Annotated in this window: 23 protein-coding genes and 2 tRNA genes; 13 read left to right on the forward strand and 12 right to left on the reverse strand. The window is 70.1% G+C overall.

The features are described from left to right. Positions 1 to 17 precede the first annotated feature (17 nt). The gene (locus AB0K28_RS07665; RefSeq protein ID WP_364366368.1) at positions 18 to 1,850 is read right to left on the reverse strand and encodes a SpoIIE family protein phosphatase; all 1,833 of its coding nucleotides are present in this window, start codon (positions 1,848 to 1,850) and stop codon (positions 18 to 20) included. Positions 1,851 to 1,909: 59 nt separating this feature from the next. Between AB0K28_RS07665 and AB0K28_RS07670 the strand changes: the two genes are divergently transcribed. Next, positions 1,910 to 2,632: a GAF and ANTAR domain-containing protein gene (locus tag AB0K28_RS07670; protein WP_364366371.1), complete on the forward strand. Its 723-nt coding sequence runs from the start codon at positions 1,910 to 1,912 to the stop codon at positions 2,630 to 2,632. A 72-nt stretch (positions 2,633 to 2,704) separates the two neighbouring features. Here AB0K28_RS07670 and AB0K28_RS07675 read toward each other — a convergent pair whose 3' ends face one another. Further along, complete coding sequence (locus AB0K28_RS07675; protein WP_345409712.1) at positions 2,705 to 3,061, reverse strand: STAS domain-containing protein; 357 nt, start codon at positions 3,059 to 3,061, stop codon at positions 2,705 to 2,707. Positions 3,062 to 3,233: 172 nt separating this feature from the next. Here AB0K28_RS07675 and AB0K28_RS07680 point away from each other — a divergent pair, with 172 nt between their 5' ends. Next, positions 3,234 to 4,004, forward strand: a complete 771-nt coding sequence (locus AB0K28_RS07680; protein ID WP_345401745.1) for a SigB/SigF/SigG family RNA polymerase sigma factor — start codon at positions 3,234 to 3,236, stop codon at positions 4,002 to 4,004. 16 nt (positions 4,005 to 4,020) lie between these two features. Then, a complete protein-coding gene (locus AB0K28_RS07685; protein ID WP_345401748.1) occupies positions 4,021 to 4,434 on the forward strand; it encodes an ATP-binding protein in 414 nt (137 codons plus the stop codon). Positions 4,435 to 4,493: 59 nt separating this feature from the next. Here the strand turns inward: AB0K28_RS07685 and AB0K28_RS07690 are convergent, their stop codons facing one another. From AB0K28_RS07690 to AB0K28_RS07705, 4 genes are all read right to left on the reverse strand, one after another. Next, complete coding sequence (locus tag AB0K28_RS07690) at positions 4,494 to 4,691, reverse strand: hypothetical protein (RefSeq protein WP_355421584.1); 198 nt, start codon at positions 4,689 to 4,691, stop codon at positions 4,494 to 4,496. A 6-nt stretch (positions 4,692 to 4,697) separates the two neighbouring features. Beyond that, entirely contained in the window at positions 4,698 to 5,531 is an 834-nt protein-coding gene (locus AB0K28_RS07695) for a hypothetical protein (RefSeq protein ID WP_364366375.1), read from the reverse strand. A gap of 7 nt (positions 5,532 to 5,538) precedes the next feature. Continuing rightward, positions 5,539 to 6,087 carry a hypothetical protein gene (locus AB0K28_RS07700; RefSeq protein WP_345401757.1) on the reverse strand — a complete coding sequence of 183 codons (549 nt, stop codon included), beginning with the start codon at positions 6,085 to 6,087 and terminating at the stop codon, positions 5,539 to 5,541. Between the two features lie 68 nt (positions 6,088 to 6,155). Continuing rightward, a complete protein-coding gene (locus AB0K28_RS07705; RefSeq protein WP_364366378.1) occupies positions 6,156 to 6,581 on the reverse strand; it encodes a hypothetical protein in 426 nt (141 codons plus the stop codon). A gap of 95 nt (positions 6,582 to 6,676) precedes the next feature. On the opposite strand from AB0K28_RS07705, the gene AB0K28_RS07710 reads away from it, so the two are divergent. Further along, positions 6,677 to 6,753 (forward strand) — tRNA-Pro (locus tag AB0K28_RS07710). A gap of 710 nt (positions 6,754 to 7,463) precedes the next feature. Here AB0K28_RS07710 and AB0K28_RS07715 read toward each other — a convergent pair. Next, entirely contained in the window at positions 7,464 to 7,679 is a 216-nt protein-coding gene (locus AB0K28_RS07715) for a hypothetical protein (protein WP_345401826.1), read from the reverse strand. Between the two features lie 138 nt (positions 7,680 to 7,817). Here AB0K28_RS07715 and AB0K28_RS07720 point away from each other — a divergent pair, with 138 nt between their 5' ends. The 4 genes from AB0K28_RS07720 (at position 7,818) to AB0K28_RS07735 (ending at position 11,630) form a co-directional block, all read left to right on the forward strand. After that, positions 7,818 to 8,567, forward strand: a complete 750-nt coding sequence (locus tag AB0K28_RS07720) for a hypothetical protein (protein WP_364366381.1) — start codon at positions 7,818 to 7,820, stop codon at positions 8,565 to 8,567. Between the two features lie 46 nt (positions 8,568 to 8,613). Then, positions 8,614 to 8,716: transfer RNA gene (locus AB0K28_RS07725), tRNA-OTHER, on the forward strand. Positions 8,717 to 8,823: 107 nt separating this feature from the next. Next, positions 8,824 to 10,437 (forward strand): NAD(P)/FAD-dependent oxidoreductase, encoded by a 1,614-nt coding sequence (locus AB0K28_RS07730; protein WP_364366384.1) that lies wholly within the window; start codon positions 8,824 to 8,826, stop codon positions 10,435 to 10,437. A 218-nt stretch (positions 10,438 to 10,655) separates the two neighbouring features. Next, the gene (locus AB0K28_RS07735) at positions 10,656 to 11,630 is read left to right on the forward strand and encodes a zinc-binding alcohol dehydrogenase family protein (RefSeq protein ID WP_364366387.1); all 975 of its coding nucleotides are present in this window, start codon (positions 10,656 to 10,658) and stop codon (positions 11,628 to 11,630) included. 122 nt (positions 11,631 to 11,752) lie between these two features. Here AB0K28_RS07735 and AB0K28_RS07740 read toward each other — a convergent pair whose 3' ends face one another. Beyond that, positions 11,753 to 11,941 (reverse strand): hypothetical protein, encoded by a 189-nt coding sequence (locus tag AB0K28_RS07740; protein ID WP_364366390.1) that lies wholly within the window; start codon positions 11,939 to 11,941, stop codon positions 11,753 to 11,755. 146 nt (positions 11,942 to 12,087) lie between these two features. Between AB0K28_RS07740 and AB0K28_RS07745 the strand changes: the two genes are divergently transcribed. The 3 genes from AB0K28_RS07745 to AB0K28_RS07755 are packed head-to-tail and all read left to right on the forward strand — an operon-like array spanning position 12,088 to position 15,150. Next, a complete protein-coding gene (locus AB0K28_RS07745; RefSeq protein ID WP_364366393.1) occupies positions 12,088 to 13,257 on the forward strand; it encodes a mandelate racemase/muconate lactonizing enzyme family protein in 1,170 nt (389 codons plus the stop codon). Between the two features lie 5 nt (positions 13,258 to 13,262). Continuing rightward, entirely contained in the window at positions 13,263 to 14,387 is a 1,125-nt protein-coding gene (locus AB0K28_RS07750; protein ID WP_364366396.1) for a mandelate racemase/muconate lactonizing enzyme family protein, read from the forward strand. Between the two features lie 10 nt (positions 14,388 to 14,397). After that, the gene (locus AB0K28_RS07755) at positions 14,398 to 15,150 is read left to right on the forward strand and encodes a FadR/GntR family transcriptional regulator (protein ID WP_364366399.1); all 753 of its coding nucleotides are present in this window, start codon (positions 14,398 to 14,400) and stop codon (positions 15,148 to 15,150) included. Positions 15,151 to 15,155: 5 nt separating this feature from the next. Here AB0K28_RS07755 and AB0K28_RS07760 read toward each other — a convergent pair whose 3' ends face one another. The 4 genes from AB0K28_RS07760 to AB0K28_RS07775 are packed head-to-tail and all read right to left on the reverse strand — an operon-like array spanning position 15,156 to position 19,541. Continuing rightward, entirely contained in the window at positions 15,156 to 16,427 is a 1,272-nt protein-coding gene (locus tag AB0K28_RS07760) for an enolase C-terminal domain-like protein (RefSeq protein WP_364366402.1), read from the reverse strand. Next, complete coding sequence (locus AB0K28_RS07765; RefSeq protein ID WP_345401847.1) at positions 16,427 to 17,941, reverse strand: tripartite tricarboxylate transporter permease; 1,515 nt, start codon at positions 17,939 to 17,941, stop codon at positions 16,427 to 16,429. The genes AB0K28_RS07760 and AB0K28_RS07765 overlap by 1 nt, the downstream gene beginning before the upstream one ends. Before the next feature lie 22 nt (positions 17,942 to 17,963). Then, on the reverse strand, positions 17,964 to 18,506 hold the full coding sequence (locus tag AB0K28_RS07770) for a tripartite tricarboxylate transporter TctB family protein (RefSeq protein WP_364366405.1): 543 nt from the start codon (positions 18,504 to 18,506) through the stop codon (positions 17,964 to 17,966). 27 nt (positions 18,507 to 18,533) lie between these two features. Then, positions 18,534 to 19,541 carry a tripartite tricarboxylate transporter substrate binding protein gene (locus AB0K28_RS07775; RefSeq protein ID WP_364366408.1) on the reverse strand — a complete coding sequence of 336 codons (1,008 nt, stop codon included), beginning with the start codon at positions 19,539 to 19,541 and terminating at the stop codon, positions 18,534 to 18,536. A 170-nt stretch (positions 19,542 to 19,711) separates the two neighbouring features. Between AB0K28_RS07775 and AB0K28_RS07780 the strand changes: the two genes are divergently transcribed. Both AB0K28_RS07780 and kdgD read left to right on the forward strand, forming a co-directional pair. Then, positions 19,712 to 20,626 carry a LysR family transcriptional regulator gene (locus AB0K28_RS07780; protein WP_364366411.1) on the forward strand — a complete coding sequence of 305 codons (915 nt, stop codon included), beginning with the start codon at positions 19,712 to 19,714 and terminating at the stop codon, positions 20,624 to 20,626. Positions 20,627 to 20,760: 134 nt separating this feature from the next. Beyond that, positions 20,761 to 21,675, forward strand: a complete 915-nt coding sequence (gene kdgD / locus AB0K28_RS07785) for a 5-dehydro-4-deoxyglucarate dehydratase (protein ID WP_345401859.1) — start codon at positions 20,761 to 20,763, stop codon at positions 21,673 to 21,675. The last annotated feature ends 13 nt before the right edge of the window (positions 21,676 to 21,688 follow it).

The raw sequence follows: 21,688 nt of genomic DNA on the forward strand, positions 1-21,688 counted from the left end.
TCGCAAACCCCCGCAGATCAGACACCGCGCAGGGCGAAAACCACGATCTCATCCCAGACCTGGCCGCCCGAGAACGCGTGCCGATCGGCCTCCACCGCCTTGACCACGGTCGACGGCGCCTGCCCCGCGCACCGGCCCAGCACGTCGGCCAGCCGCTCCTCGCCGTACGGCTCGCCCCGCTCGTTCCGCGAGGAGACCAGCCCCTCCGAGTAGAGCACCAGCGTCTCGCCGACGGCCACCGTCAGCGTCTGGACCTCGGTCTCCGCCTCGGCGGAGATGCCCAGCGGCACGCCACCTCCCGCCCCGAACCGCACCGCCCCGTCGGGCTGCAACAGGGCGGCGGGATGGTGGCCCGCCGACGACAGCCGGATCTCGCGGCCCTTCACGAAGCCCGCCACCGCCATCACGAACATACCGGTGCCCTGCGCGACCAGCGCCTCGTTCACCTTGCGCATGACCAGGTCGGGATCGGGCTCCCAGGCGCTGAGCACCCGCAGGCCGCCGCGCACCATCGCGCTGACCGAGGCCGCCTCCTCGCTCTTGCCGGCCGCGCCGCCCAGCGCGAACCCCCAGCCGCCCGACACCGGGAACACGTCGTAGAACTCGGCGCCCACCGACGAGCCGGGGTGGTAGACCGCCGCCGCCTCGTAGCCGGGCACGTCGGGCAGGTTGCGCGGGGCCACGCTGGCCGACAGCGCGTCGGCGGCCCGCGACCGGCTCTGGAAGCTCACCTGGGCGCGCAGGGCCAGGCCGAGCTGCAGCCCCACCTCCTGCATGACGGCCAGGTCGGCCAGGCCGAACGGCGGCCGGTCGTGCGCCCGCACGAGCGTCAGCACGCCGTCGCCGTGCCCGATCGGCACCGACAGCAGCGAGCCCGCGCCCATCACGGTCAGCAGTGGCCCCTCCGCGCAGAACCCGAGCACGCTCTCGTCGTCCACCATCTCCTGCACCACGCCGGAGCGGCGGTCGAGCACCTGCATCACGACCATGCTGCCCGCCGGATCGGCCGACTCCACCTGCCTGACCAGGTCGCCCAGCGGATGGTTCTTCGGCGCCATGACGGCCGCGCGGTGCGGCAGGCCGTCGCGCATCAGGTCGGCGATCACCCAGTCGGCCCACTCGGCCGCCAGCAGCCGCGTGGCCCGCTGCAGCGCGCCAGGACGCATCAGCGCGTCCTCTTCGAGCAGCAGCCTGGCCATCCTGGCCAGCAGGTCCTGCCGCCGCGCCGCGGCCAGCAGCAGCGCGCCGTCGGCCTGCTCCGGCCGCCGCGCGCCCGGCTCGGGCAGCTGCACCTCCGTCGGCAGCGCCACCGCCGCGATCATCTGCTGCGGCTCGCCCGGCATGGTCAGCCGGGTCAGCGCGAGCTGCACGGTGTGGGTGCGGCCCTGGTGCGCGAGGCGCGTCTCGAACGCCGACGGCTGGCCCGTCTGCAGCACCGCCGTCAGATGCGAGCGGAACGCCGCCCGCCGCGACACGTCCACCAGCAGCGGGAACGAGCGGCCCACGAGATAGCCGTCGGGGCTGCCCAGCATGCGGGAGGTCTCGGGGTTGATCCGCCTGACCACGCCGCCGCCGTCGAGCACGATGACGGGCACGGGGAAGGCCCTGAACACCTGGCGCAGCAGCTTCAGCTCCCGCTGCCCGCCGTCCTTCTTGCCGCCAGGACGCCTGGGGGCCTTGCGCAGCTCCTCCCGGGCCTCCGCCAGGAGTTCCGCGGCCGTGTCGAGCTCGGCCAGCGCCGCGTCGAGTGTGGGCGCGAGGTCCTTGGGGTAGGCGGCCCTCGCTTCGCGCAGCGAGGAGACGCGCCCGGCCAGCGCGTCTAGCGCGTGTTCGAGGTCCGGCATGGTCATGGTCTGAACGCTACGCCACCCGGGATAATGCTAGCCATAAGGGGTAGATGCTTGTTGCTATGGAATCGACCGCGATGATCACCCCCGGACTCGCGCGCGACCTCGCCGCACTGGGCCGCCTGGGCGAGGACACCTCGACGGAGAGCGTGCTCAGAGGACTGACGGCGGCGCTGGCGGCAGGAGTGCCCGGCTGCTCGGGAGCCTCGGCCGAGCACTGGCGCGACCACCGGGTGCTGGTCTCCGGCTCCCACAGGGAGCTGATCCTGCTCGTCGAGGGCGAACGTGAGCTGGGCGAGGGCCCGTCCATCGAGGCCAGGCAGAGCGGCGGCCGCGCCACCGTGACCGACGTGCTCAAGGAGACCCGCTGGCCGCGCTACGACGCGCTGGCCACCCGCTCCGGCGTGCGCTCCGTGCTCACGGTGCCCATCGAGGTGCCGCCCGCGCTGCTGGTCGTCGGCCTCTACTCGGTACGCCCTGGCGCGTTCTCGCCCCAGGGCGCGGTGTCGCTCGCCGACATGCTGACCGAGCAGGTCGGCGTGGCGATGGCCAACATGTGGGAGTTCGAGGAGGTGCGCACCGACGCCGCCCAGCTGCAGGAGGCCCTGGCAGGACGCTCGCTGATCGACCAGGCCAAGGGCATCATCATGCAGACCAGCGGGTGCAGCGCCGAGGCCGCGTTCGAGGAGCTGCGCCGCATCTCCCAGCACCACCAGGTGAAGGTGGCCGACCTGGCCAGGCTCCTGGTCGAGGAGCACCAGCGCAAGTCGTCGAAACGCGGCTGACCCTCACTGGACGCGGCTCACCGGACGCGGCTCACTGGACGCCGCCACTGGACGCCGCTCACTGCACACGGCTCACTTGATCGCGGCGACCGCGTCAGCGAGCGTGTCGTAAATCGGCAGCCGCTGCGCCAGACCTGTGATCCACATCACCTTCGACTTGGTGTACTCCACCCCGATGAGCGCGAACTTGGTGCCCGCCGTGAGGCTGGTCTGCCAGTGATGCACGATCAGCCCGAGCGCGCGCGAGTCCATGAACGTCACCCCGGCGAGGTCGAGGATCAGGTCGTCGCCCGCCATGGCTAGATAGTCGGCGAACTGGGCGCGTGTCGTGGCGTCGAGCACCCCGTCGACCCGCACCACGGTGATCCCGTCCACGGTCGACGACGTCAGGCTGAGGGCCGCCACGGGCTCCCCGCCGTTCTCCGGCATTGTCACGAAGCAACCCTACTGTCACCACGCGATCGAGGAATACTTCCAGCCCGATGGGGGACACTGGATCCGAGGTCCAGCAGAGGGCTTCTGTCTCGAGAACAGACGAGGCGTGCCTCTGCATGGGCTTTTTTCCTTGCGAGGCCGCCTGCGATCCATATAGGGAGCAGCGATGGCTGTGCAGGAATACGTCCTCGAGGAGATGACCGCGGAAGAACTCCTGGCCGAAATGGTCAGGGAAGAGACGCCCGACAGCCACAGGGAACGCCTGCGCGAGCGCATCGTCGAGATGCACAGGCCGCTCGCCATGGAGATCGCGCGACGCTACCGCTACCGCGGCGAGCCATTGGAGGATCTCCTCCAGGCCGCGTATGTTGGCCTGATGAAAGCCGTCAACGGCTTCGACCCGACCCTCGGACACGCGTTCAGGGGCTACGCGGTCGTCACGATGACCGGCGAGGTCAAGCGGCACTTCCGCGACCGCACCTGGGCGATCCGGGTGCCCCGCCTCTACCAGGAGCGCCGCTCGGAGCTCAACCGGCTCGTGGCCGACCTGAGCCAGGACCTCGGCAGGTCCCCGACCGTTGCGGAGCTCGCCGCCAAGATGAACATCACGGAGGAGGACGTCCTGCTGACGCTCGACGCCTCGGCCGCGTACAGCACGCTCTCGCTCGACGCGCCGCTCGGCACGGACGACGACGCCGCCTCGCTCGGCGACGTCATCCCCGAGGACGACGACACGCTGAGCACCATGGTCGACAGGGAGGCCGTCAAGCCGCTCATCGACGCTCTGCCCTCCCGCGAGAAGCACATCCTGCTGTTGCGCTTCTTCGGCAACATGACGCAGGCCGAGATCGCGGCCGAGTTCGGCATCTCGCAGATGCACGTCTCACGCATCCTGCGCAAGGTTCTCGACCAGCTGCGTGCCGAGCTGGTCTCCTGACGAGGGCGGTCACCGGGTGAACGAGGACGTGGAGCCTCAGTCGGGCCACAAGGGCCCGCCACCCGGCGCGCCCGTGAAAGGCCTGCGGTTCCGCCTGCCGGACCTGCCGCGCGTGCGGCAGTACGCCGAGGAGGAGGCGCGGGCCTCCGGCATGCCGGAGGACGCCATCGGCGACTTCGTCATCGCCGTCAACGAGGTCGCCACCAACGCCGTCACCCACGGGCACGACCACGCGTTCCTGCGGACGTGGACCTCTGACGGCGACCTCGTCGTCGAGGTGCACGACAACGGCTCGTGGAAACCGGGGCCGATGCCCGGCTCCGTCGGCGGCATGGGGCTGTGGGTGGCTCGCCTGCTCTCCTCCGACCTGACCTTGCAGGTCGGCGGCGAGGGCAGCACGGTCATCATGCGCTTTCCCGGCAAAAGCTGACATCCGCGTCCAACGCGTATGGCGAAGGGGCCCGGCTCGCCGGGCCCCTTCACTTCGTTCTAGCGGCGGGCCCTGCTGCGCCAGCCGCCGTTGCCCGTACGGATGCCGGCCGTGCCGACGCCCGCCTGGTGCAGCGCCAGCAGCGTCAGCCCCAGCAGGACGAACGTCATCCCGGAGAAGCCGCCGGGGATCGACGCGCCCACCAGGTCGAGCAGGAACCCTAGACCGAAGATGATCGCTGCGATGATCGCGAGCATGCCACGTCACCTCATTCCCTGAGCATGCTGGACGCCGTGGTCCTGCGAGATCCCCTGGGCGTGCTGGACGCCGTGGTCCTGCGAGATCCCCTGAGCGTGCGGCGCGCCGTGGTCCTGCGAGCCGCTGAGCGCGAGCAGGCGCTCCAGGACGTTGCGGTAGTCGCGCAGCGCCAGCCGCAGCTGCTCGGTCTCCGCCTCGCCGGCGTCCTTCCAGCGGCCGCGCAGCGCCTCCGTACGGCTCGTCAGGCTGCTGGTGAGCGACTCCACCACCTCGCCGACCAGCCCGTCCGCGCGTCGCACCGCCTCACCGGGGTCGTCCACGAACGACGCCTGCAGGTCGCGCCAGCGGGCCTGCACCTGGGTGGGGTCCTGGTCGAACAGGACGATGTCGTCGGGGGCCGCGTGCGCCGGCGCCTGGTCCGCGTACGGGTCACGGCCGGTCGCCGCGGGAGCCGCGGGGGTCGCCGCGACGCCGGTGCCGGGGATGGCCGTGCCGTCGTGGGGGTCGTCGTCGTACGGGGAGATGCGGTCGGTCCCGGCCTCGGACGCGGCCAGCTCGTCGCCGTCGCGGGCGTACTCGCCGTCGCGGACGGGCTCGTCGCTGACGATCACGTCCTCGACGGGCTCCCGGTGCGCGACGTCGTCCTTGGGGTCGTCCTTGGGGTCGTCCCTGGGGTCGTCACGCAGATCGTCTGCGAGGCCGTCCCGCTCGCCGTCCCTGTAGTCGTGCTCACGGTCGTTCGCGGTGTCATGCGTGGTGTCATGCGGGGTGTCGTTTCCGGCGTGGTCGTACGTTCTGCCGGGCTGCGACGGCACCTTGAGCTCGTCGCTGCTGCTCATATCGTGCTCACCGTCCTCGGGTGGTCTCGTGGAGGAGCTCCTCGAACAGCGCGCGGTAGTGCACCATGGCCTGCCGGAGGTCCTCGGTGGAGGCCTCCTTCCTGGCCGCGCGCCCGCTGATCTCGTGAGCCGTCCTGTAGTGGTCGAGCGTCGCCGCGTGCCCGACCGACAGGTCGGACAGGCGCTGCTCGAAGTCCTCGGTGGGGTAGCCCCGCTCGGCCATGACGGCCGTCACGAGCTGGTCCGCCTCCGTCACCGCGAAGCCGGGCGCGTCCACGAAGCGCTCCTGGACCTCGATCCAGCGGCTCGCGTACGCGTCGCGGGACTCGTCCGACAGGGGCCTGATGTCCAGCTCGGCGTGGCGCTGCTCACGGTCGAGCAGCTCCTGCTCCGCCTCCCGGCGGTTGTCGTGCTCGGAGACTATGCGTTCGTACTCCGGGCCGAAGCGTTCGCGGAGGTGGGAGCGGCGCTTCTGCTGCTGCAGCATGAACCAGCCCACTGCGGCGAGCGCCACCACCACGACCACGACGACGGCCACCCATACAGAGGTGGTCATGTTCTCGCCTCCGGTCTCTTCGATGAGACCAGCGACTGCCCTCGAACAGGTATGTCGAAACGCGAGCCTCAGTGAGCGTCGAGTGCTTTCCTCGCCGCCTCCAGCACGGCTGCGACATGTGAGCCCCCTGGGGAGGCCGGCACCTCGCTGAACCCTTCCGCGGGGTCGTAGCGCACGTCCAGGCCCGCGTCCACGAGCCGCTGAGCCCACCGCAGCGCCGTGTTCAGCCGCTCGGCCGCCGGCGGCTTGCCCTGCGCCGCGGCCGACAGGTTACGCAGGTTCGTGGCGGGCCCCGACTGGGAGTGCGTCCTGGCGAGCTTCCACGGCAGGGCGGCACTGTGGTCGAGCATCGGCTTGGCCAGCCCCGCGGCCCGCTTGGCCTGCAACACCCCCGATTCGCTCACCCCGAAGTGCGCCGCCAGCTCCTGCACGCTCCGCCCTTGAGCGACGAGCCTGGCCAGCTCATCCCGATCGATGCTCGGCCTCCGCCCCACTGGCCGCCTCCGCTCCCGCTTTTCCGTGTACGCGCGCACCTCTGATGTGCGCTAAGGTTATGACGTCCCGCCCCGCAGGGGGCGGCCGACACAACCGGGACGTAGCGCAGCTTGGTAGCGCACTTGACTGGGGGTCAAGGGGTCGCAGGTTCAAATCCTGTCGTCCCGACCAGATTTTCGCTGGTCGATGAGGGTGTCACTCTAAAGAGTGGCACCCTTTCGCATTGATGAGTGCTTTCCGAGCACGAATCTGCTTACGGTGGACGGCTTTGGTGGCGGCGGTGCCACTGTTGACGACCAGGTGGGGCAATGTCGTCCAGGGGACGCCGGAGCCGGAGAGCAGCGAGACGAAGCTGTGGCGCAGCTCCCGAGGCGTCCAGTAGTACTCGCCAGGAACCGGGGCTCTTCAACCCTCAAGGACGCTCCGGCCCCCGAGGTGGGGGACCACCTCGCACGCCATCGATTCAGGCAACCCCAGCAGTCCGGCTCTGACCGCAGGACAACACGTGACCGAGGAACGACGACCGGCGAACGTACACGCGAAGCCGGGCTTGACGCTCTGCCCCCGGCCCGCTGCCGCTACGCGGTGAGTCGACGGCGTACGAGGTGGCAGGCGAGAGGACTGGATCGCAACATGGTCACCGTGGCGGAAGAAGGGGCATGGCAGGTGGTCGTCCAAGTGGATCGGCCAGCGCTTCACTCCTCCCGGCATCTCGTGCGCATCTCCGTCCAGCGCGAGCAAGGCCAGAGTGCCGTTACGCAGCACCGCTATCACGGTCCCGAAGCGTCCGAGGAGGAAGGAAGCCCACGCTCGTGTTGCTGCCGGGCTGTGGAGCATGCCCGTGATCTCGGCGCGGCGGCCGACTCTGGTGGAGGGGGTGGTCACAGTGCCTGCTCTCCTGCTTCCTGCTCCTTCAACTGCTCGGCGAGCTGGGCGATGTCGTCCGCGTCGATCGTCTGTGCCAGGCCGTGATCTATCTCGCGCTGAGACAGCCGACGGCCATTCCGGGTGGCCCAGATGCGACCGGCGGAACTACGCCAAATGCACCAACCGGGAAATGCCGCTTGGAGGTCTTCGAGAATTACCGGGGTTGACATGGGATCAGCGTGCTTACCTGCGCGTGACAAACCCACCGCGTTACCAAGACGTCCAGGACGTTATGGCGTTACGCTCCAGACGTCCCTGACGTCCTCAGCGCGAGGTGTACCGTGGCCAATGTCCCCCTACGCAGAGCCATGCTGAACGCCCAGGTCACGAACCAGAACTTGGCCGACCGATGTGGCGTGGACGTCAAGACGGTGGAACGCTGGCTGCAAGACGAAACGCGCGTTCCGCACATGCGACACCAATGGGCCGCCGCAGAGGCACTAGGAGTTGAGATCGCCGTGCTATGGCCAGAAGCAATCCGCAATACGGTGAAAACCGGGCCGGACAAGGAAGTCTTGACCGTTTATCCCTATCGCTCTGCATGTCCGAAATCAATCTGGCGCAATCTCATCAATTCGGCGCGCAACGAAATCGTATTCGCCGGTTACACGAACTACTTCCTGTGGCTGGAACACCCCAACCTCGCGAAGGTGCTCAAACGGAAGGCCCAGCAGGGCTGCAAGGTCCGGTTCCTCGTCGGTGACCCGGAGAGCGAGGTCACCCGGCGGCGTGAGGAGGTGGAGAACGTTCCGCTGACCGTCTCCACGCGCATCCGGATCACCTTGTCAGAGGCCGAACAGCTACGAGACGTTCCGGGCGTAGAAGCCCGGTTCGGCGACGAGCACATCGCCATGAGCGTGTTCCGGTTCGACTCGGAGATGCTCGTCACGCCCCACCTGGCCAAGCTGGTCGGGCACGACTCGCCTATGCTGCACCTGCGGCGGTATCAGGATGACGGCCTGTTCGACCGGTTCGCCTACCATGCCTCTGAGCTGTGGAGCAACGGCCGAGACGTATGGCAGCAGGCCCAGCCAACCGGCCAGATTCTGGGTGACTAACTGAGTGACAACCGGCCCGGACGACCAAGGATCTGAGGGGATCGTACGGGACGGCCGTACCAGGTGGGGGCGGGTTTCGGCCGTTATCCCGCCCCGTCGTGATGTGCCTGGGGGTCAAGGGGTCGCAGGTTCAAATCCTGTCGTCCCGACGGTTGTAGAAGGCCAGACGATCTTGGAGTGACTCCGGATCGGCTGGCCTTTTTGCTTGGGCGGCCGGCAGGGCAATGATCTGCAGCTCCTTTAGCCATCGTGGGGCATGTCGGCGTCGTTCCTGGTGGCGGGCGTGTTTAGATCGATGGGTTCCTGTCCGGTGGCCACTGGCCGCATGGTGCGGCGAGCAGTGCCGCGTCGCCTGGCTCGGGACGATTCCTGCCGGGTCGCGTCGCGAGCCGCGTTCCACCGCCGTGACGTGGGGCTCGTCATGCTCGCGGCCCGTCACGCAAGTACAGGACGGGAGCCCTTCGTGATGCATGAGAACGAAGTCTTCGACGTGGTCGTCGTAGGCGCGGGCCCGGTCGGAATGACCGTGGCCGAACGCGTCGCCCGCGCCGGTCCGACGGTGGCCGTGGTCGAGGAACGCCTGGTGGGCGGCGAGTGCAACTACTACGGATGCGTCCCGAGCAAGGCCATGCTGTGGCCGATGGAGATCGCGGCCGACGTCAGCCGGATGCCGGGCCTCGAACTCGGCGGTCCGATCGACGCCGCCGCGGTGCTGGACCGCCGGGAGGAGTTCGTATCGCATTTCGATGACAGTGACTACGTGAGCGGGCTGAACGATCTCCCCGCGACGTTCGTGCGAGGCCGTGGCCGGCTGTCCGGGCCCTCGCAGGTCGCGGTGCGGACGCCGGACGGTGGCACCCTCTCCCTGCGGGCCGGCGAAGCCGTCGTCCTGGCCACCGGCAGCACCCCCGCCATCCCCGGCATCCCAGGGTTGCGGGAGGCGCGCCCGTGGACGAACCAGGAGGCCACCAGCGCGCGGCAGGTGCCCGAGCGGCTCGTGGTCATCGGCGCCGGGCCGGTCGCCTGCGAGATGGCCCAGGCCCTGCATGCCCTCGGCGCTCGTGAGGTCACCATGCTCGTCCGCGGAGATCGGCTGCTGGCGCAGACTGAGCCGTTCGCCGGGGACTTGGTGGCCAAGTCTTTCGCCGGCCTCGGCATCGACGTGCGTTTCCGGCATACGGCGGTCCGGGTTGAACGGCCCGTCCCGAAGGGTCCGGTGAGTGTGCACACCGATGCCGGTGAGCGGATCGACGCCGATGAGATCCTCGTCGCCGCCGGGCGCCGGCTGGCCGTAGCCGATCTCGGGCTGGAGACCGTCGGTGTCGATGCTGACGGGCCGATCATCGTGGACGCGCGTATGCGGGCGACCGCGGTCCCGGACGGCTGGCTGTACGCGGTCGGCGACGTCAACGGGCGCAACCTGCTCACGCACATGGGTAAGTACCAGGCCCGCGTCTGCGCCGATGTGATCACCGCTCGGTCCGGCGGGCTGGAAGGCGATATCGCTGACGAGCGGGGGGCGCCCCAGGTCATCTTCACGGACCCGCAAGTGTGCGCGGTGGGACTCACCGAGGCACGGGCTCGCGCGGCCGGGTTCATGGTGCGCACGGTCGAGTACGACCTGGCCGCCGTGATCGGTGCGAGGCTGCGCGGCGACGACTATCAGGGCCGGGCGAAACTGGTCGTCGACGAGGAACGCCGCGTCCTGCTGGGCGCCACCTTCGTCGGCCCTTCGGTGGTCGACCTGCTTCACTCGGCCACCATCGCGGTGACCTGCGAGGCATCCCTCGACCAGCTCCGGCACGCGGTCCCCGTCTTCCCCACCGTCAGCGAGATCTGGCTCAGCCTGCAGACGGAGTACGGCTTGTAGAGGCGCTCGAGCCGAGAGGCCGGCGGCGTGCGTGCTGCCTCCACTCGACCCTCGTGTGCTTCCTCCGGGAGCTGAACGCGCTGGTCAGGGCGTGAACGTGGGGTGAGGGGGCAGCCTCCTTTCGAGGTCCCGGTAACGGGGATCACCTTCTCCGGTGCCCGCGCCACTGTGGCGGTGCCGCCTTGGGGCGCAGGATGCCGTACGTCGTGGGAGTCGTGATGCGCGCCATCGTCATCGAGAGATTTGGCGGTCCTGACTGCCTGGTCTATACCGAACTGCCCGACCCCGAGCCCGTCGCCGGTCAGGTCGTCATCGAGATCAAGGGGTTCGGTGTCAATCATGCCGAGATGCACATGCGCCGGGGTGAGTGGGCCGAGGCCGCGAAGGTGAGCGGCATCGAGTGCGTCGGACTGGTCAAGGCGTGCCCTGGTGGTGAGTTTCCGGTGGGCGCCAAGGTCGCGGCGTTGATGGGCGGTCTCGGACGCACCATCAACGGCAGCTACGCCGAGTACACGCGGGCGCCGGCCTCCAACGTGGCGCTGATCGAGTCCGATCTGCCGTGGGAGGTGCTCGCGGCCATCCCGGAGACCTACGCGACGGCGTGGACCTGCCTGTTCCGCAACCTGGAGATCGCTGAGGGGCAGTCGCTGCTCGTTCGTGGGGCGACCTCCTCTTTCGGTCAGGCCGCACTCAAGCTGGCGGTCAACGCTGGTGCCCAGGTCATCGCCACCAGCCGCAACCCGGAACGTTTCGCCATGCTGGAGGAACTCGGCGCGCGGCGCGCCGAACGGGAGGAGCCCGACCTGTGCCGGCGCATCGGCGAGGCCAGGCAGCTCGACGCGGTACTCGACCTGGTGGGCAACAGCACCATCCTGGACTCCCTGGCGATGCTGCGGCGCGGCGGCCGTGCCTGCCTGGCCGGTTGGCTGGGCGGGCTCGATCCCATCGCCGACTTCAATCCGCTGGCGCAGATGGCGAGCGGCGTCTACCTCACCTTCTTCGCCAGCTTCGTCTTCGGCACTCCCGGCTTTCCGCTCTCCGACGTCCCCCTGCAGCAGATAGCCGAGCAGGTGGCGGCGGGCCGGCTCAAGGTCGAGCCGGCGCGCGTGTTCCGCTTCGACGAGGTCCCCGAGGCGCATCGGGTGATGGAGGCCAACCAGGCCGGCGGCAAGATGGTCGTGGTCCTCGACTGAACGGAGGACGAGGGCCGCCGCGAAACGTCACGTGGTAGGCGGCGGTCATCGTCACCGTCGATTCGGAGCGTCCCGGCTTCGGTGGAGATTTTGGTGGATTGATGCGCCGATCGGGATCGGGTTCAGAGTGGGCGTTTCGTGCCGGACTCGCCGTCGGCCAGCACCATGACCTGCGGGGTGCGGACGACCGTGGCGGCCTGTGCGCAGTCCGAGGGGTCGGCGGCCTGGGCCGGGGCGGTGGTGAGGGCGAGGACGGCGACCAGCGTGGCGGCCGAGGCGGCGGTGCGGCGGGCCCAGGGGCGGGTTCTCATGCGGATCTCCCGGTACTCGAGGCGCGGGTGTCCCCCGGAGAAGGGGTCCCCGATCATTGGTCAGGTTCAGGATCCGTGGCGGGCATGCGTGTGTCCATCGCGTGGCCGCGGATGGCCAGTTGTCGGATGAATATCGAATTTGTACGATGACTTGCGTACGCCAGCCCCACCCCGACCCCGCGAGGTTCCTCATGGCCGACCGCATCCGTCACGTCACGCTCTCCTCCGTCACGCTTCCCCTGGACGTGCCCGTCAGCGACGCCAAGGTGCTCACCGGGCGGCAGAAGCCGATGACGGAGATCGTGTTCCTCTTCGCCGAGATCGCGACCGAGGACGGGCACTCCGGCACCGGGTTCAGCTACTCCAAGCGGGCCGGCGGCCCCGCGCAGTACGCGCACGCCAAGGAGGTGGGCGAGAACCTCATCGGGCAGGACCCGTCCGACATCGGCAAGGTGTACGACACGCTGCTGTGGGCGGGCGCGTCGGTGGGCCGCTCGGGCGTGGCCACGCAGGCGCTGGCGGCCGTGGACGTGGCCCTGTGGGATCTGAAGGCGCGGCGGGCGGGGCTGCCGCTGGCGAAGCTCCTTGGGGCCTACCGGGACTCGGTGCGGGCGTACAACACCTCGGGGGGCTTCCTGCACGCGCCGATCGAGGAGGTGAAGCAGCGGGCCTCGCAGTCCCTCGCCGACGGGATCGGCGGGATCAAGATCAAGGTGGGGCAGCCGGACATGAAGGAGGATCTGCGGCGGCTGGCGGCGGTCAGGGAGCATGTCGGGGACGGGGTGCCGCTGATGGTGGACGCCAACCAGCAGTGGGACCGGGCGTCGGCGTTGCGGTTCGGGCGGGCGGTCGAGGACCTGGGCCTGGTGTGGATCGAGGAGCCGCTGGACGCGTACGACGCCGAGGGGCACGCGCGGCTGGCCGCCGCGCTGGACACGCCGATCGCCACCGGCGAGATGCTCTCCAGCGTCGCCGAGCACGTCCGGCTCATCGAGGCCCGCGCCGCCGACGTCATCCAGCCCGACGCGCCCCGCGTCGGCGGCATCACCTCCTTCCTGCGCCTGGCCACCCTCGCCGACCACGCGGGCCTGCAGCTCGCGCCGCACTTCGCCATGGAGATCCATCTCCACCTGGCCGCCGCCTATCCGCGCGAGCCGTGGGTGGAGCACTTCGAGTGGCTGAACCCGCTGTTCAACGAGCGTCTCGAGACGCGCGACGGGCGCATGATCGTGCCGGACCGCCCCGGGCTCGGGTTCACGCTGAGCGAGCAGTGCCGTGCATGGGTGACGGACAGCGTCGAGTTCGGGAAGGCGTGACCCGCGTGGGCGACGCGATCGCGTACGTCCGGTTCGCCCGGTACGCGGTGCCGCTCGCGGCCCCCGTCAGCGACGCCAAAGTGGCCACGGGACGGCAGCGACCGCTGTCCCAGATCGACGTGCTGACCTGCGAGATCGGCACCAGGGACGGCCTGCGCGGGCTCGGCTTCTCCTACACGACCAGGGCGGGCACCCCGGCGCAGTACGCGCACGTCAGGGAGGTGGGGGAGAGCCTGCTCGGGCGCGACCCGTCGGACATCGGCAAGACGTACGAGGCGCTGCTGTGGGCGGGCGCGTCGGTGGGCCGCTCCGGGGTGGCCACGCAGGCGCTGGCGGCCGTGGACGTGGCCCTGTGGGATCTGAAGGCGCGGCGGGCGGGGCTGCCGCTGGCGAAGCTCCTGGACGCCCACCGGGATTCCGTGCGGGTCTACAACACCTCGGGCGGTTACCTCCAGGCGCCGCTGGACGAGGTCAAGGAGCGGGCCGCGCAGTCCCTCGCCGACGGGATCGGCGGGATCAAGATCAAGGTGGGGCAGCCGGACATGAAGGAGGATCTGCGGCGGCTGGCGGCGGTCAGGGAGCATGTCGGGGACGGGGTGCCGCTGATGGTGGACGCCAACCAGCAGTGGGATCGCGCGTCGGCGTTGCGGTTCGGGCGGGCGGTCGAGGACCTGGGCCTGGTGTGGATCGAGGAGCCGCTGGACGCGTACGACGCCGAGGGGCACGCGCGGCTGGCCGCCGCGCTGGACACGCCGATCGCCACCGGCGAGATGCTCACCAGCGTCGCCGAGCACATCGGCCTCATCGAGGCCGTTGACGTCATCCAGCCCGACGTGCCGCGCGTCGGCGGCATCACCCCCTACCTCAAGATCGCCGCGCTGGCCGACCACGCGCACACGCAGGTCGCGCCGCACTTCGTGATGGAGATCCACGTGCACCTGGCCGCCGCGTTCCCGCGCGAGTCGTGGGTGGAGCACATCGAGTGGCTGGCGCCGCTGTTCGAGGAGCGGATGCGCATCGAGGGCGGGCGGATGGCCGTGCCGGACCGTCCAGGGCTGGGCCTGAGCCTGGCCGGGCGGGCCCGCGACCGGCTGATCGACGACGTCGAGTTCCACGGCTCCGGCCGGTAGATTGTCCGCCGTGCCGAGCGACCAGAGCGATGCCACGCCGACCGGCCGGAAGGCGGCGCGCAGGATCGGGCGAGACGGCGGGCGCGGGCTGGCGCACGAGCTGGTCGAGCGGCTCCGCGCCCGCATCCTGGCCGGCGAGATCAGGCCGGGCGACAAGCTGCCCACCGAGTCGTCGCTGATCAAGGAGTTCGGGGTCAGCCGCACGGTGGTGCGCGAGGCCGTCTCGCGGCTGCAGGCGGCCGGGCTGGTGGAGACGTTCCAGGGGCGGGGCTCGTTCGTGCTGGCGCTGCCGCCGCCCACGGCGTTCTCGGTGGAGGCGGCGCAGGTGCGCACCCACCGCGACGTCCTCGACATGATCGACTTCCGCATCGGCGTCGAGACGGAGGCCGCGGGGCTGGCGGCTGAGCGGCGTACGGATTTGCAGCTCAAAGCCATCGAGCGGGCCCTGATCGACCTCGGGCGGTCGGGCGAGCAGCCCGGACACGCCGTCGAGGCCGACTTCGCCTTCCACATGAAGGTGGCGCTGGCCTCGGGCAACCGGTTCTACTCCGACCTGCTGGCCTCGCTCGGCCCCATGATGATCATGCTGCCGCGCACCCGGCTCGAACACGTCTACACGGTCTCCGACGCCACCCACCTCACGCGGGTGACGCTGGAGCACGAGAACGTCTACCGCGCCGTCGCCGACAGGGACGCGGCGGCGGCGCGGGCGGCGATGCGGCTGCACCTGTCCAACAGCCGCGCCCGCCTGCAAGCCCCGTAGGAGGGCTACCAGCGGGCGGTGTTCGGGGTGAAGCCGGGGACGATCGAGCGCATGTACGCGGTGTCCTCGCGCCCGCGCTGCCCGCAGCGCAGATACTGCTCGTGCAGCGCGGCCAGCGCGTCCTCGTCCAGCTCGACCCCGAGGCCGGGGCCGTGCGGCACGGCCACGCCGCCGTTGCGGAACTCCAGCACGCCCGGCTTGACGACCTCCTCGGTCTTCCACGGGTAGTGGGTGTCGCAGGCGTAGGTGAGGTTGGGCGTGGCGGCGGCCAGGTGCGTCATCGCGGCCAGGCTGACCCCGAGATGCGAGTTGGAGTGCATCGACAGCCCCATGCCGAACGTCTCGCAGATGCCCCCGAGCAGCGCCGAGCGGCGCAGCCCGCCCCACAGGTGGTGGTCGGAGAGCACGACCTGCACGGCGTCGGCGGCCACGGCCGGCTTGAGGTGCTCGAAGGCGATCACGCACATGTTCGTGGCCAGCGGCAGCTCGGTGTGCTTCGCGACCTCGGCCATGCCGTCGATGCCGGGCGTCGGGTCCTCGAGGTACTCCAGCACGCCGGACAGCCGATCGGCCACCTCGATCGAGGTGCCGACCGTCCATGCGCCGTTGGGGTCGATGCGCAGCGCGTGGCCGGGGAAGGCGGCGGCCAGCGCCTCGACGGTCTCGGCCTCGTGGCGGGGCTCGTACACGCCGCCCTTGAGCTTGACGGCGGTGAAGCCGTACTCGTCGACCATCCGGCGCGCCTGGGCGACCAGTTGCTCGGGCGTGCGGCCCTCGCCCCAGGCGTCCTCGTCATGGCCGGGGTGCCCGGCCCATTTGTAGAACAGGTACGCCGAGTACGGCACCCGGTCGCGTACGGCGCCGCCCAGCAGGTCGCTCACCGGCCGGCCCAGCGCCCTGCCCTGGAGGTCGAGCAGCGCCACCTCGAACGGCGACACCACGGTGTCCACGGCGCTGGAGACCTCCAGCATGCCGCCGAAGCTGGCCCCCGCACCGCCGGTCGAGGCGCCGAGCGTCTCGGTGACGACGCGGCGCAGGGCGTGCAGGTCGAAGACGTCCGCGCCGGGCAGGGCCGCGGCCACCGCCTCCAGGCGGCCGAGATGCGCCTCGTCGGCGTACGTCTCGCCGAGCCCCACCAGCCCCTCGTCGGTGTGCACCTGGACGATCGCGCGCAGCACGTACGGCTGGTGCACGCCCACCACGTTGAGCAGGGGCGGGTCGCGGAAGGCGACGGGCGTGACGACGACCCGGCTGACCCGGCCGGCGGTGACGGTCATCAGATCCTCTCCTCGACACGATCGGCGTCCTGCGCCGGTCTGCGGCGCACGGCTCTGCGGAGCAGCGGCCAGGCGGCCACGATCACCACGATGGCGAACACCGTCCCAGAAATGGGGCGGGTGAGGAAGCCCGCCGGGTTGCCGCCGAAGATGAGCAGCCCCTGACGCGCCGAGCTCTCGATCATCGTGCCCAGCACGAACGCCAGCACCAGCGGCCCCGGCTCGAAACCGAACTTCTTCATCAGGTAGCCCAGCACGCCGAACACGATCACCAGGAAGATGTCGTAGACCTGGTTGCGCACGGTGTAGGCGCCGAGCAGCGTGATCAGCACCGTGATGGGCGCCAGGATGGCCGGGCGCACCCGCAGGATCCTGACGAACACGCCGACCATGGGGATGCTCATGATCAGCAGCAGGATGTTGCCGATGTACATCGAGTTGATGACGCCCCAGAACACGTCGGGGTGCTCGGTGACGAGCTGCGGCCCCGGCTGGATGCCCTGGATGAGCAGCGCGCCGAAGATCAGCGCCATCGTGGCGTTGGCCGGGATGCCGAGCGTCAGCAGCGGGATGAACGAGGAGGTGGCGGCGGCGTTGTTGGCGGTCTCGGGCGCGGCCACGCCCTCCACCGCGCCGCGGCCGAAGCGCTCGGGCTGCTTGGCGCGCCGCTTCTCCAGCGCGTACGCCGCCAGCGACGACAGCACGGCCCCGCCGCCGGGCAGCACGCCCAGCACGAACCCGACCAGCGAGCCCCGCCCGATCGCGCCCTTGGACTGGCTGAGGTCGCGGCGCGACGGCCAGACGTTGCCGACCTTGGCGGGGGAGTGCACCTTGTTGTGCCGCTCCTCCAGGTTGTAGAGGATCTCGCTGAGCCCGAACAGGCCCATGGCGATCGGGATGAAGTCGATGCCCTCGGCCAGGTTGAGGCTGCCGAAGGTGAAGCGCTCCGCGCCGGTGAACGTGTCGCGGCCGACGGTCGCGATCAGCAGGCCGACGCAGGCGGCGATGATGGCCTTGAGCTTGTTGCCGTTGCCGATCGAGGAGATCAGCAGCACGCCGAGGATGCCGAGCGCGGCGTACTCGGGCGGCCCGAAGTCGAGGGCGAAGCCGGCCACGATCGGCGCGACGAGGGTCAGGCCGATGATCGAGATCGTGCCGCCGACGAACGAGCCGATGGCCGCGATGCCGAGCGCCGTGCCCGCCTTGCCCTGTTTGGCCAGGGCGAAGCCGTCGAAGACGGTCACGACGGAGGACGCCTCGCCGGGCAGGCGCAGCAGGACCGAGGTGATCGTGCCGCCGTACTGGGCGCCGTAGAAGATGCCCGCCAGCATGATGATCGCCGAGACCGGCCCGATGCCGTACGTGATCGGCAGCAGGATCGCGATCGTCGCGCCGGGCCCGAGGCCGGGCAGCACGCCGATGAGCATGCCGATGATGACGCCGACCAGGCAGTAGAGCAGGTTGGCCGGCTCCAGGACGACGCCGAAGCCGTTGAGGATCGGGGAGATGTCCATGTGACTCTTCTCGGGGCCTTCCTCAGATGAGGCGGGGGAGCGGGATCTGCAGCAGCAGCACGAAGAGCACGTAGAACGCGGCCACGGCGCCGATGCTGATCACGATGGACGAGCGCCACGACTCCTTGCCCAGCCAGCGCAGCCAGACGAACATCAGCAGCGCCGACGGGATCTCGAACCCGATCACCGGCAGCAGCGCGGCGAGCAGCACGAGCGTCACCAGGCCGACCACGGTCTGCAGGCTCGCGCGGGAGAACCGCTCGGTGTCCCGCAGGCCGCGGCCGGTGACGAGGAGCACCGCCGACAGCACGACGATGACGACGCTGATGGCGAACGGCCACAGGCCGGGGCCCGGCTGGGTCAGCGCGCCGAGGCCCAGCGCGTACGAGCCGGCCGTGCCGAGCAGGCCGACGACCAGCGCCACCAGCGCGGCGCCGACCTGGGCGGCCGGGCCCGCGTGCGGGGGCCTGGCCTCCTCCATCTCGGCCTGGATCCGGTCGGCCTCGGCCTGCAGCACGGCGGCGTCGCCGGAGTCCGGTGGCGGCGCCGGGTCGGACACGGACATGGGGGTACTCCTTCGCAGGAAGGGGGGTCAACCGGCCAGGCTGATGCCGAACTCGTCGAGCTTCGCCTTGAACGTCGAGGAGTCCTTCTGCAGCGCGTCGAGGACCTCCTGCGGGGAGACCTCCATCGGAGTGAGCGAGTTCTGCTCGTTGAACTTCTTGTACTCCGGTGTGGCGAACGTCTTCTTCGCCGCGTCGAGCAGCTTGGACTTGACGTTCTCCGGCGTGCCCTTGGGCGCGGTCAGGAAGCGGTACTGCGTCACCTGGACGTCGAAGCCCTGCTCGATGGCGGTCTTGACGTCGGGCAGGTAGGGAATGCGCTCCTTGGAGAACACGGCGAGCGGCACGAGCTTGCCGCCCTTGATGTTCTCGATGGCCTCGCCGATCTGCATGGTGGAGACGTCCACCTGGTTGCCGAGCAGGGCCGTCAGGTTGGGGGCGCCGCCGTCGAAGGGCACGGCCGTGGCGTCGATGCCGGCGGTCTTGAACGTCAGCGCGGAGGCGAGCTGGGCTCCGGTGCCGACGCCGGTGGTGCCGTACCGGATGGTCTTGCCGGCCTTCTTCATGTCCTCGATGGACGTGAAGCCGGACTTGGGGTTGGTGGCCATGACGTAGTCGTCGCGGGAGACACCGGTGATGACCTCGAACGAGTCGATCTTGGTGGCCTCGGCGGGCGACACCGTGAGCGGCGTGATCGTGAACAGCGAGGCGTTCTGCACGGCGATCTTGTAGCCGTCGGGCTTGGCGGCCTGCAGCTCCTTGGCCGCGAGCGCGCCGTTGGCGCCGGGCTTGTTGATCACGGGCGCGGAGACGCCGAGCTCTTTGGCGATGCCCTGGGCGAGCGCGCGGGTGATGAGGTCGGAGGAGCCGCCGGCGGAGGCGCCGACGCTGAACTCGATGTTGCCCGACGGATATTCCCCGTCGCCGCCCCCGGAGGAGGTCGTCTTGACACCACCGCACGCGGTCAGCGCCATCGCGGCGACGGCACCGGCGACACCCAGGAGGATGCGGCGGGGGGCTGTCCGAGATGTCGGCATGGACTTCTCCTTCATCCGGGCGGGGGGCCGCCCGTGGCTTGCTCTGTGCGGAGATGCAGTTGCGTCAGGTTACGGCAAGGTTTCCGCTGTTTTGGTTCTCCGGAGACTAAGGACCTGGCTTGATGCCTGTCCAACCTCTTTTCGGTATCGAGTGATACTCTGCGAGCATCATGCTGACCCTCGACCAGATCCGGGCCTTCGTCGCGGTCGCCGAAGAGCTGCACTTCGGCCGCGCGGCCGACCGCCTGCGCATGACGCAGCCGCCGCTCAGCCGGCACATCCAGAAGCTCGAACGCGCCGTCGGCGTGACCTTGCTGGAGCGTGACAACCGCCGCGTCGTGCTCACCGACGCCGGGCGCGGCTTCCTGGAGGACGCCCGGCGCATGCTCTCGCTGATCGACACCGCGGGCGACCGGGCGCGCCGGATCGCCAGCGGCGCGGCGGGCACCGTGCGGCTCGGGTTCACCGCCGTCTCGGCCATCAGCATGCTCGGCACGCTGCTGCGCCGCCTGGCCGAGCAGCTCCCCGACATCGACGTCATCCTGCACGAACGGGTGACCGCGGGGCAGGTGGACGGCCTGCTGCGCGGCGAGCTCGATCTCGGTCTCGCCCGGCCGCCGTTCGACATCGCCACGCTCGACTCCCGGGTCGTCTTCCGCGAGCCGCTGTGCGCCGTCGTGCCCGCCGGGCACCGGCTGGCCGGGCTCGGCAGGCCGCTCGCGCCCGACGACTTCGACGGGCTGCCGGTGATCAGCTACAACCCCGTACAGTCGCGCTACTTTCACGAGCTGACCGTGCGCTTCCTCACCAACGCCCACCCCCGCATCGAGCAGCAGGTGCACCAGATCCTCACCGCCGTGCTGCTCGTCGCGGCCGGGCGCGGGGTGGCGCTGGCGCCCGCGAGCGCGCGCTCGCTCGGCGTCGACGGCATCGCCTTCTGCGACCTCGTACGCGGCGGCGGCGACCCGCTCGACGCCGGCACGGCCATCGGCGAACCCGTCGAGCTGCACGTCATCTGGGACCGCGACTCGACCAACCCCGCGCTCGGCCGGGTGCTCGACCTGCTGCCCGACCTGGAGGCATGATGCTCTTAAGGCATCGCCGGATACAGAATCGCACTTGGACAGGAATCACTCCTCCTTCTTAGCCTGTCGGACGTCAGACCTTTCAGCCGATGCGGGGAAACCCCACGGCCGCATGTCGAGCGAGGAGCCTCATCGTGTCCAGTTACTCCCCGCAGGAGCTCGCCACCCAGCTCAAGAGCGGTTTGCTGTCGTTCCCCGTCACCCACTTCACCGGCGACCTGGAGTTCGACGAGCCGCGCTACCGCGAGCACCTGTCCTGGCTGAGCGGCTACCCCGTCGCCGGCCTGTTCGCCGCGGGCGGCACGGGTGAGGGCTTCTCGCTGACCGGCGCGGAGATCGACCGGGTGGTCCGCGCCGCCGTGGACGAGGTCGACGGGCGCGTCCCCGTGATGGCCCCGGCCACCGGTGGCACCGCCAACGCCGTCGCCCAGGCCAAGGCCGCCGCGGCGGCCGGCGCCGACGGCCTGCTGCTGATGCCGCCCTACCTCACCGAGGCCGGCCAGGCGGGCCTGGTCGAGCACGTCTCCGCCGTGTGCGCCGCCACCGGCCTCGGTGTGATCGTCTACAGCCGGGCCAACGCCGTGCTCAACGACCGCTCCGTGGCGGCCCTCGTCGAGCGGAACGAGACGCTCATCGGCTTCAAGGACGGCGTCGGCGACATCGAGAACCTCACCCGCATCTACGCCTCCGTCGGCGACCGCCTGGCCTACATCGGCGGCCTGCCCACCGCCGAGACGTTCGCGCTGCCGCTGCTGCAGCTCGGCATGAGCACGTACTCGTCGGCCATCTTCAACTTCGTGCCGCAGTACGCGCTCGACTTCTACGCCGACGTGCGCGCCCAGGACCGGGAGGCCGTCTACCGGCGCATCCGCGAGTTCGTGCTGCCCTACCTCGACATCCGCGACCGGATGAAGGGCTACGCCGTCTCGATCATCAAGGCCGGGCTGACCGCCGTCGGCCGCCCCGCCGGGCCCGTGCGCCCGCCGCTGCAGGACCTCACCGAGGGCGAGCTCGCCGAGCTGACCGCGCTCATCAACAAGATCAGCTAGGGGGATCGTCCCG

Source organism: Nonomuraea sp. NPDC049504, from assembly GCF_040676845.1.
GTDB lineage: Bacteria > Actinomycetota > Actinomycetes > Streptosporangiales > Streptosporangiaceae > Nonomuraea > Nonomuraea salmonea.

Coding starts and splice junctions, on each gene's coding strand:
- AB0K28_RS07670 (WP_364366371.1), top strand. CDS start 1,910: ATGGAATCGACCGCGATGATCACCCCCGGACTCGCGCGCGACCTCGCC.
- AB0K28_RS07680 (WP_345401745.1), top strand. CDS start 3,234: ATGGCTGTGCAGGAATACGTCCTCGAGGAGATGACCGCGGAAGAACTC.
- AB0K28_RS07740 (WP_364366390.1), bottom strand. CDS start 11,941: ATGAGAACCCGCCCCTGGGCCCGCCGCACCGCCGCCTCGGCCGCCACG.
- AB0K28_RS07715 (WP_345401826.1), bottom strand. CDS start 7,679: ATGTCAACCCCGGTAATTCTCGAAGACCTCCAAGCGGCATTTCCCGGT.
- AB0K28_RS07765 (WP_345401847.1), bottom strand. CDS start 17,941: ATGGACATCTCCCCGATCCTCAACGGCTTCGGCGTCGTCCTGGAGCCG.
- AB0K28_RS07775 (WP_364366408.1), bottom strand. CDS start 19,541: ATGCCGACATCTCGGACAGCCCCCCGCCGCATCCTCCTGGGTGTCGCC.
- AB0K28_RS07675 (WP_345409712.1), bottom strand. CDS start 3,061: ATGCCGGAGAACGGCGGGGAGCCCGTGGCGGCCCTCAGCCTGACGTCG.
- AB0K28_RS07745 (WP_364366393.1), top strand. CDS start 12,088: ATGACTTGCGTACGCCAGCCCCACCCCGACCCCGCGAGGTTCCTCATG.
- AB0K28_RS07700 (WP_345401757.1), bottom strand. CDS start 6,087: ATGACCACCTCTGTATGGGTGGCCGTCGTCGTGGTCGTGGTGGTGGCG.
- AB0K28_RS07730 (WP_364366384.1), top strand. CDS start 8,824: ATGTCGGCGTCGTTCCTGGTGGCGGGCGTGTTTAGATCGATGGGTTCC.
- AB0K28_RS07735 (WP_364366387.1), top strand. CDS start 10,656: ATGCGCGCCATCGTCATCGAGAGATTTGGCGGTCCTGACTGCCTGGTC.
- AB0K28_RS07690 (WP_355421584.1), bottom strand. CDS start 4,691: ATGCTCGCGATCATCGCAGCGATCATCTTCGGTCTAGGGTTCCTGCTC.
- AB0K28_RS07760 (WP_364366402.1), bottom strand. CDS start 16,427: ATGACCGTCACCGCCGGCCGGGTCAGCCGGGTCGTCGTCACGCCCGTC.
- AB0K28_RS07780 (WP_364366411.1), top strand. CDS start 19,712: ATGCTGACCCTCGACCAGATCCGGGCCTTCGTCGCGGTCGCCGAAGAG.
- AB0K28_RS07665 (WP_364366368.1), bottom strand. CDS start 1,850: ATGACCATGCCGGACCTCGAACACGCGCTAGACGCGCTGGCCGGGCGC.
- AB0K28_RS07720 (WP_364366381.1), top strand. CDS start 7,818: ATGCTGAACGCCCAGGTCACGAACCAGAACTTGGCCGACCGATGTGGC.
- AB0K28_RS07695 (WP_364366375.1), bottom strand. CDS start 5,531: ATGAGCAGCAGCGACGAGCTCAAGGTGCCGTCGCAGCCCGGCAGAACG.
- AB0K28_RS07770 (WP_364366405.1), bottom strand. CDS start 18,506: ATGTCCGTGTCCGACCCGGCGCCGCCACCGGACTCCGGCGACGCCGCC.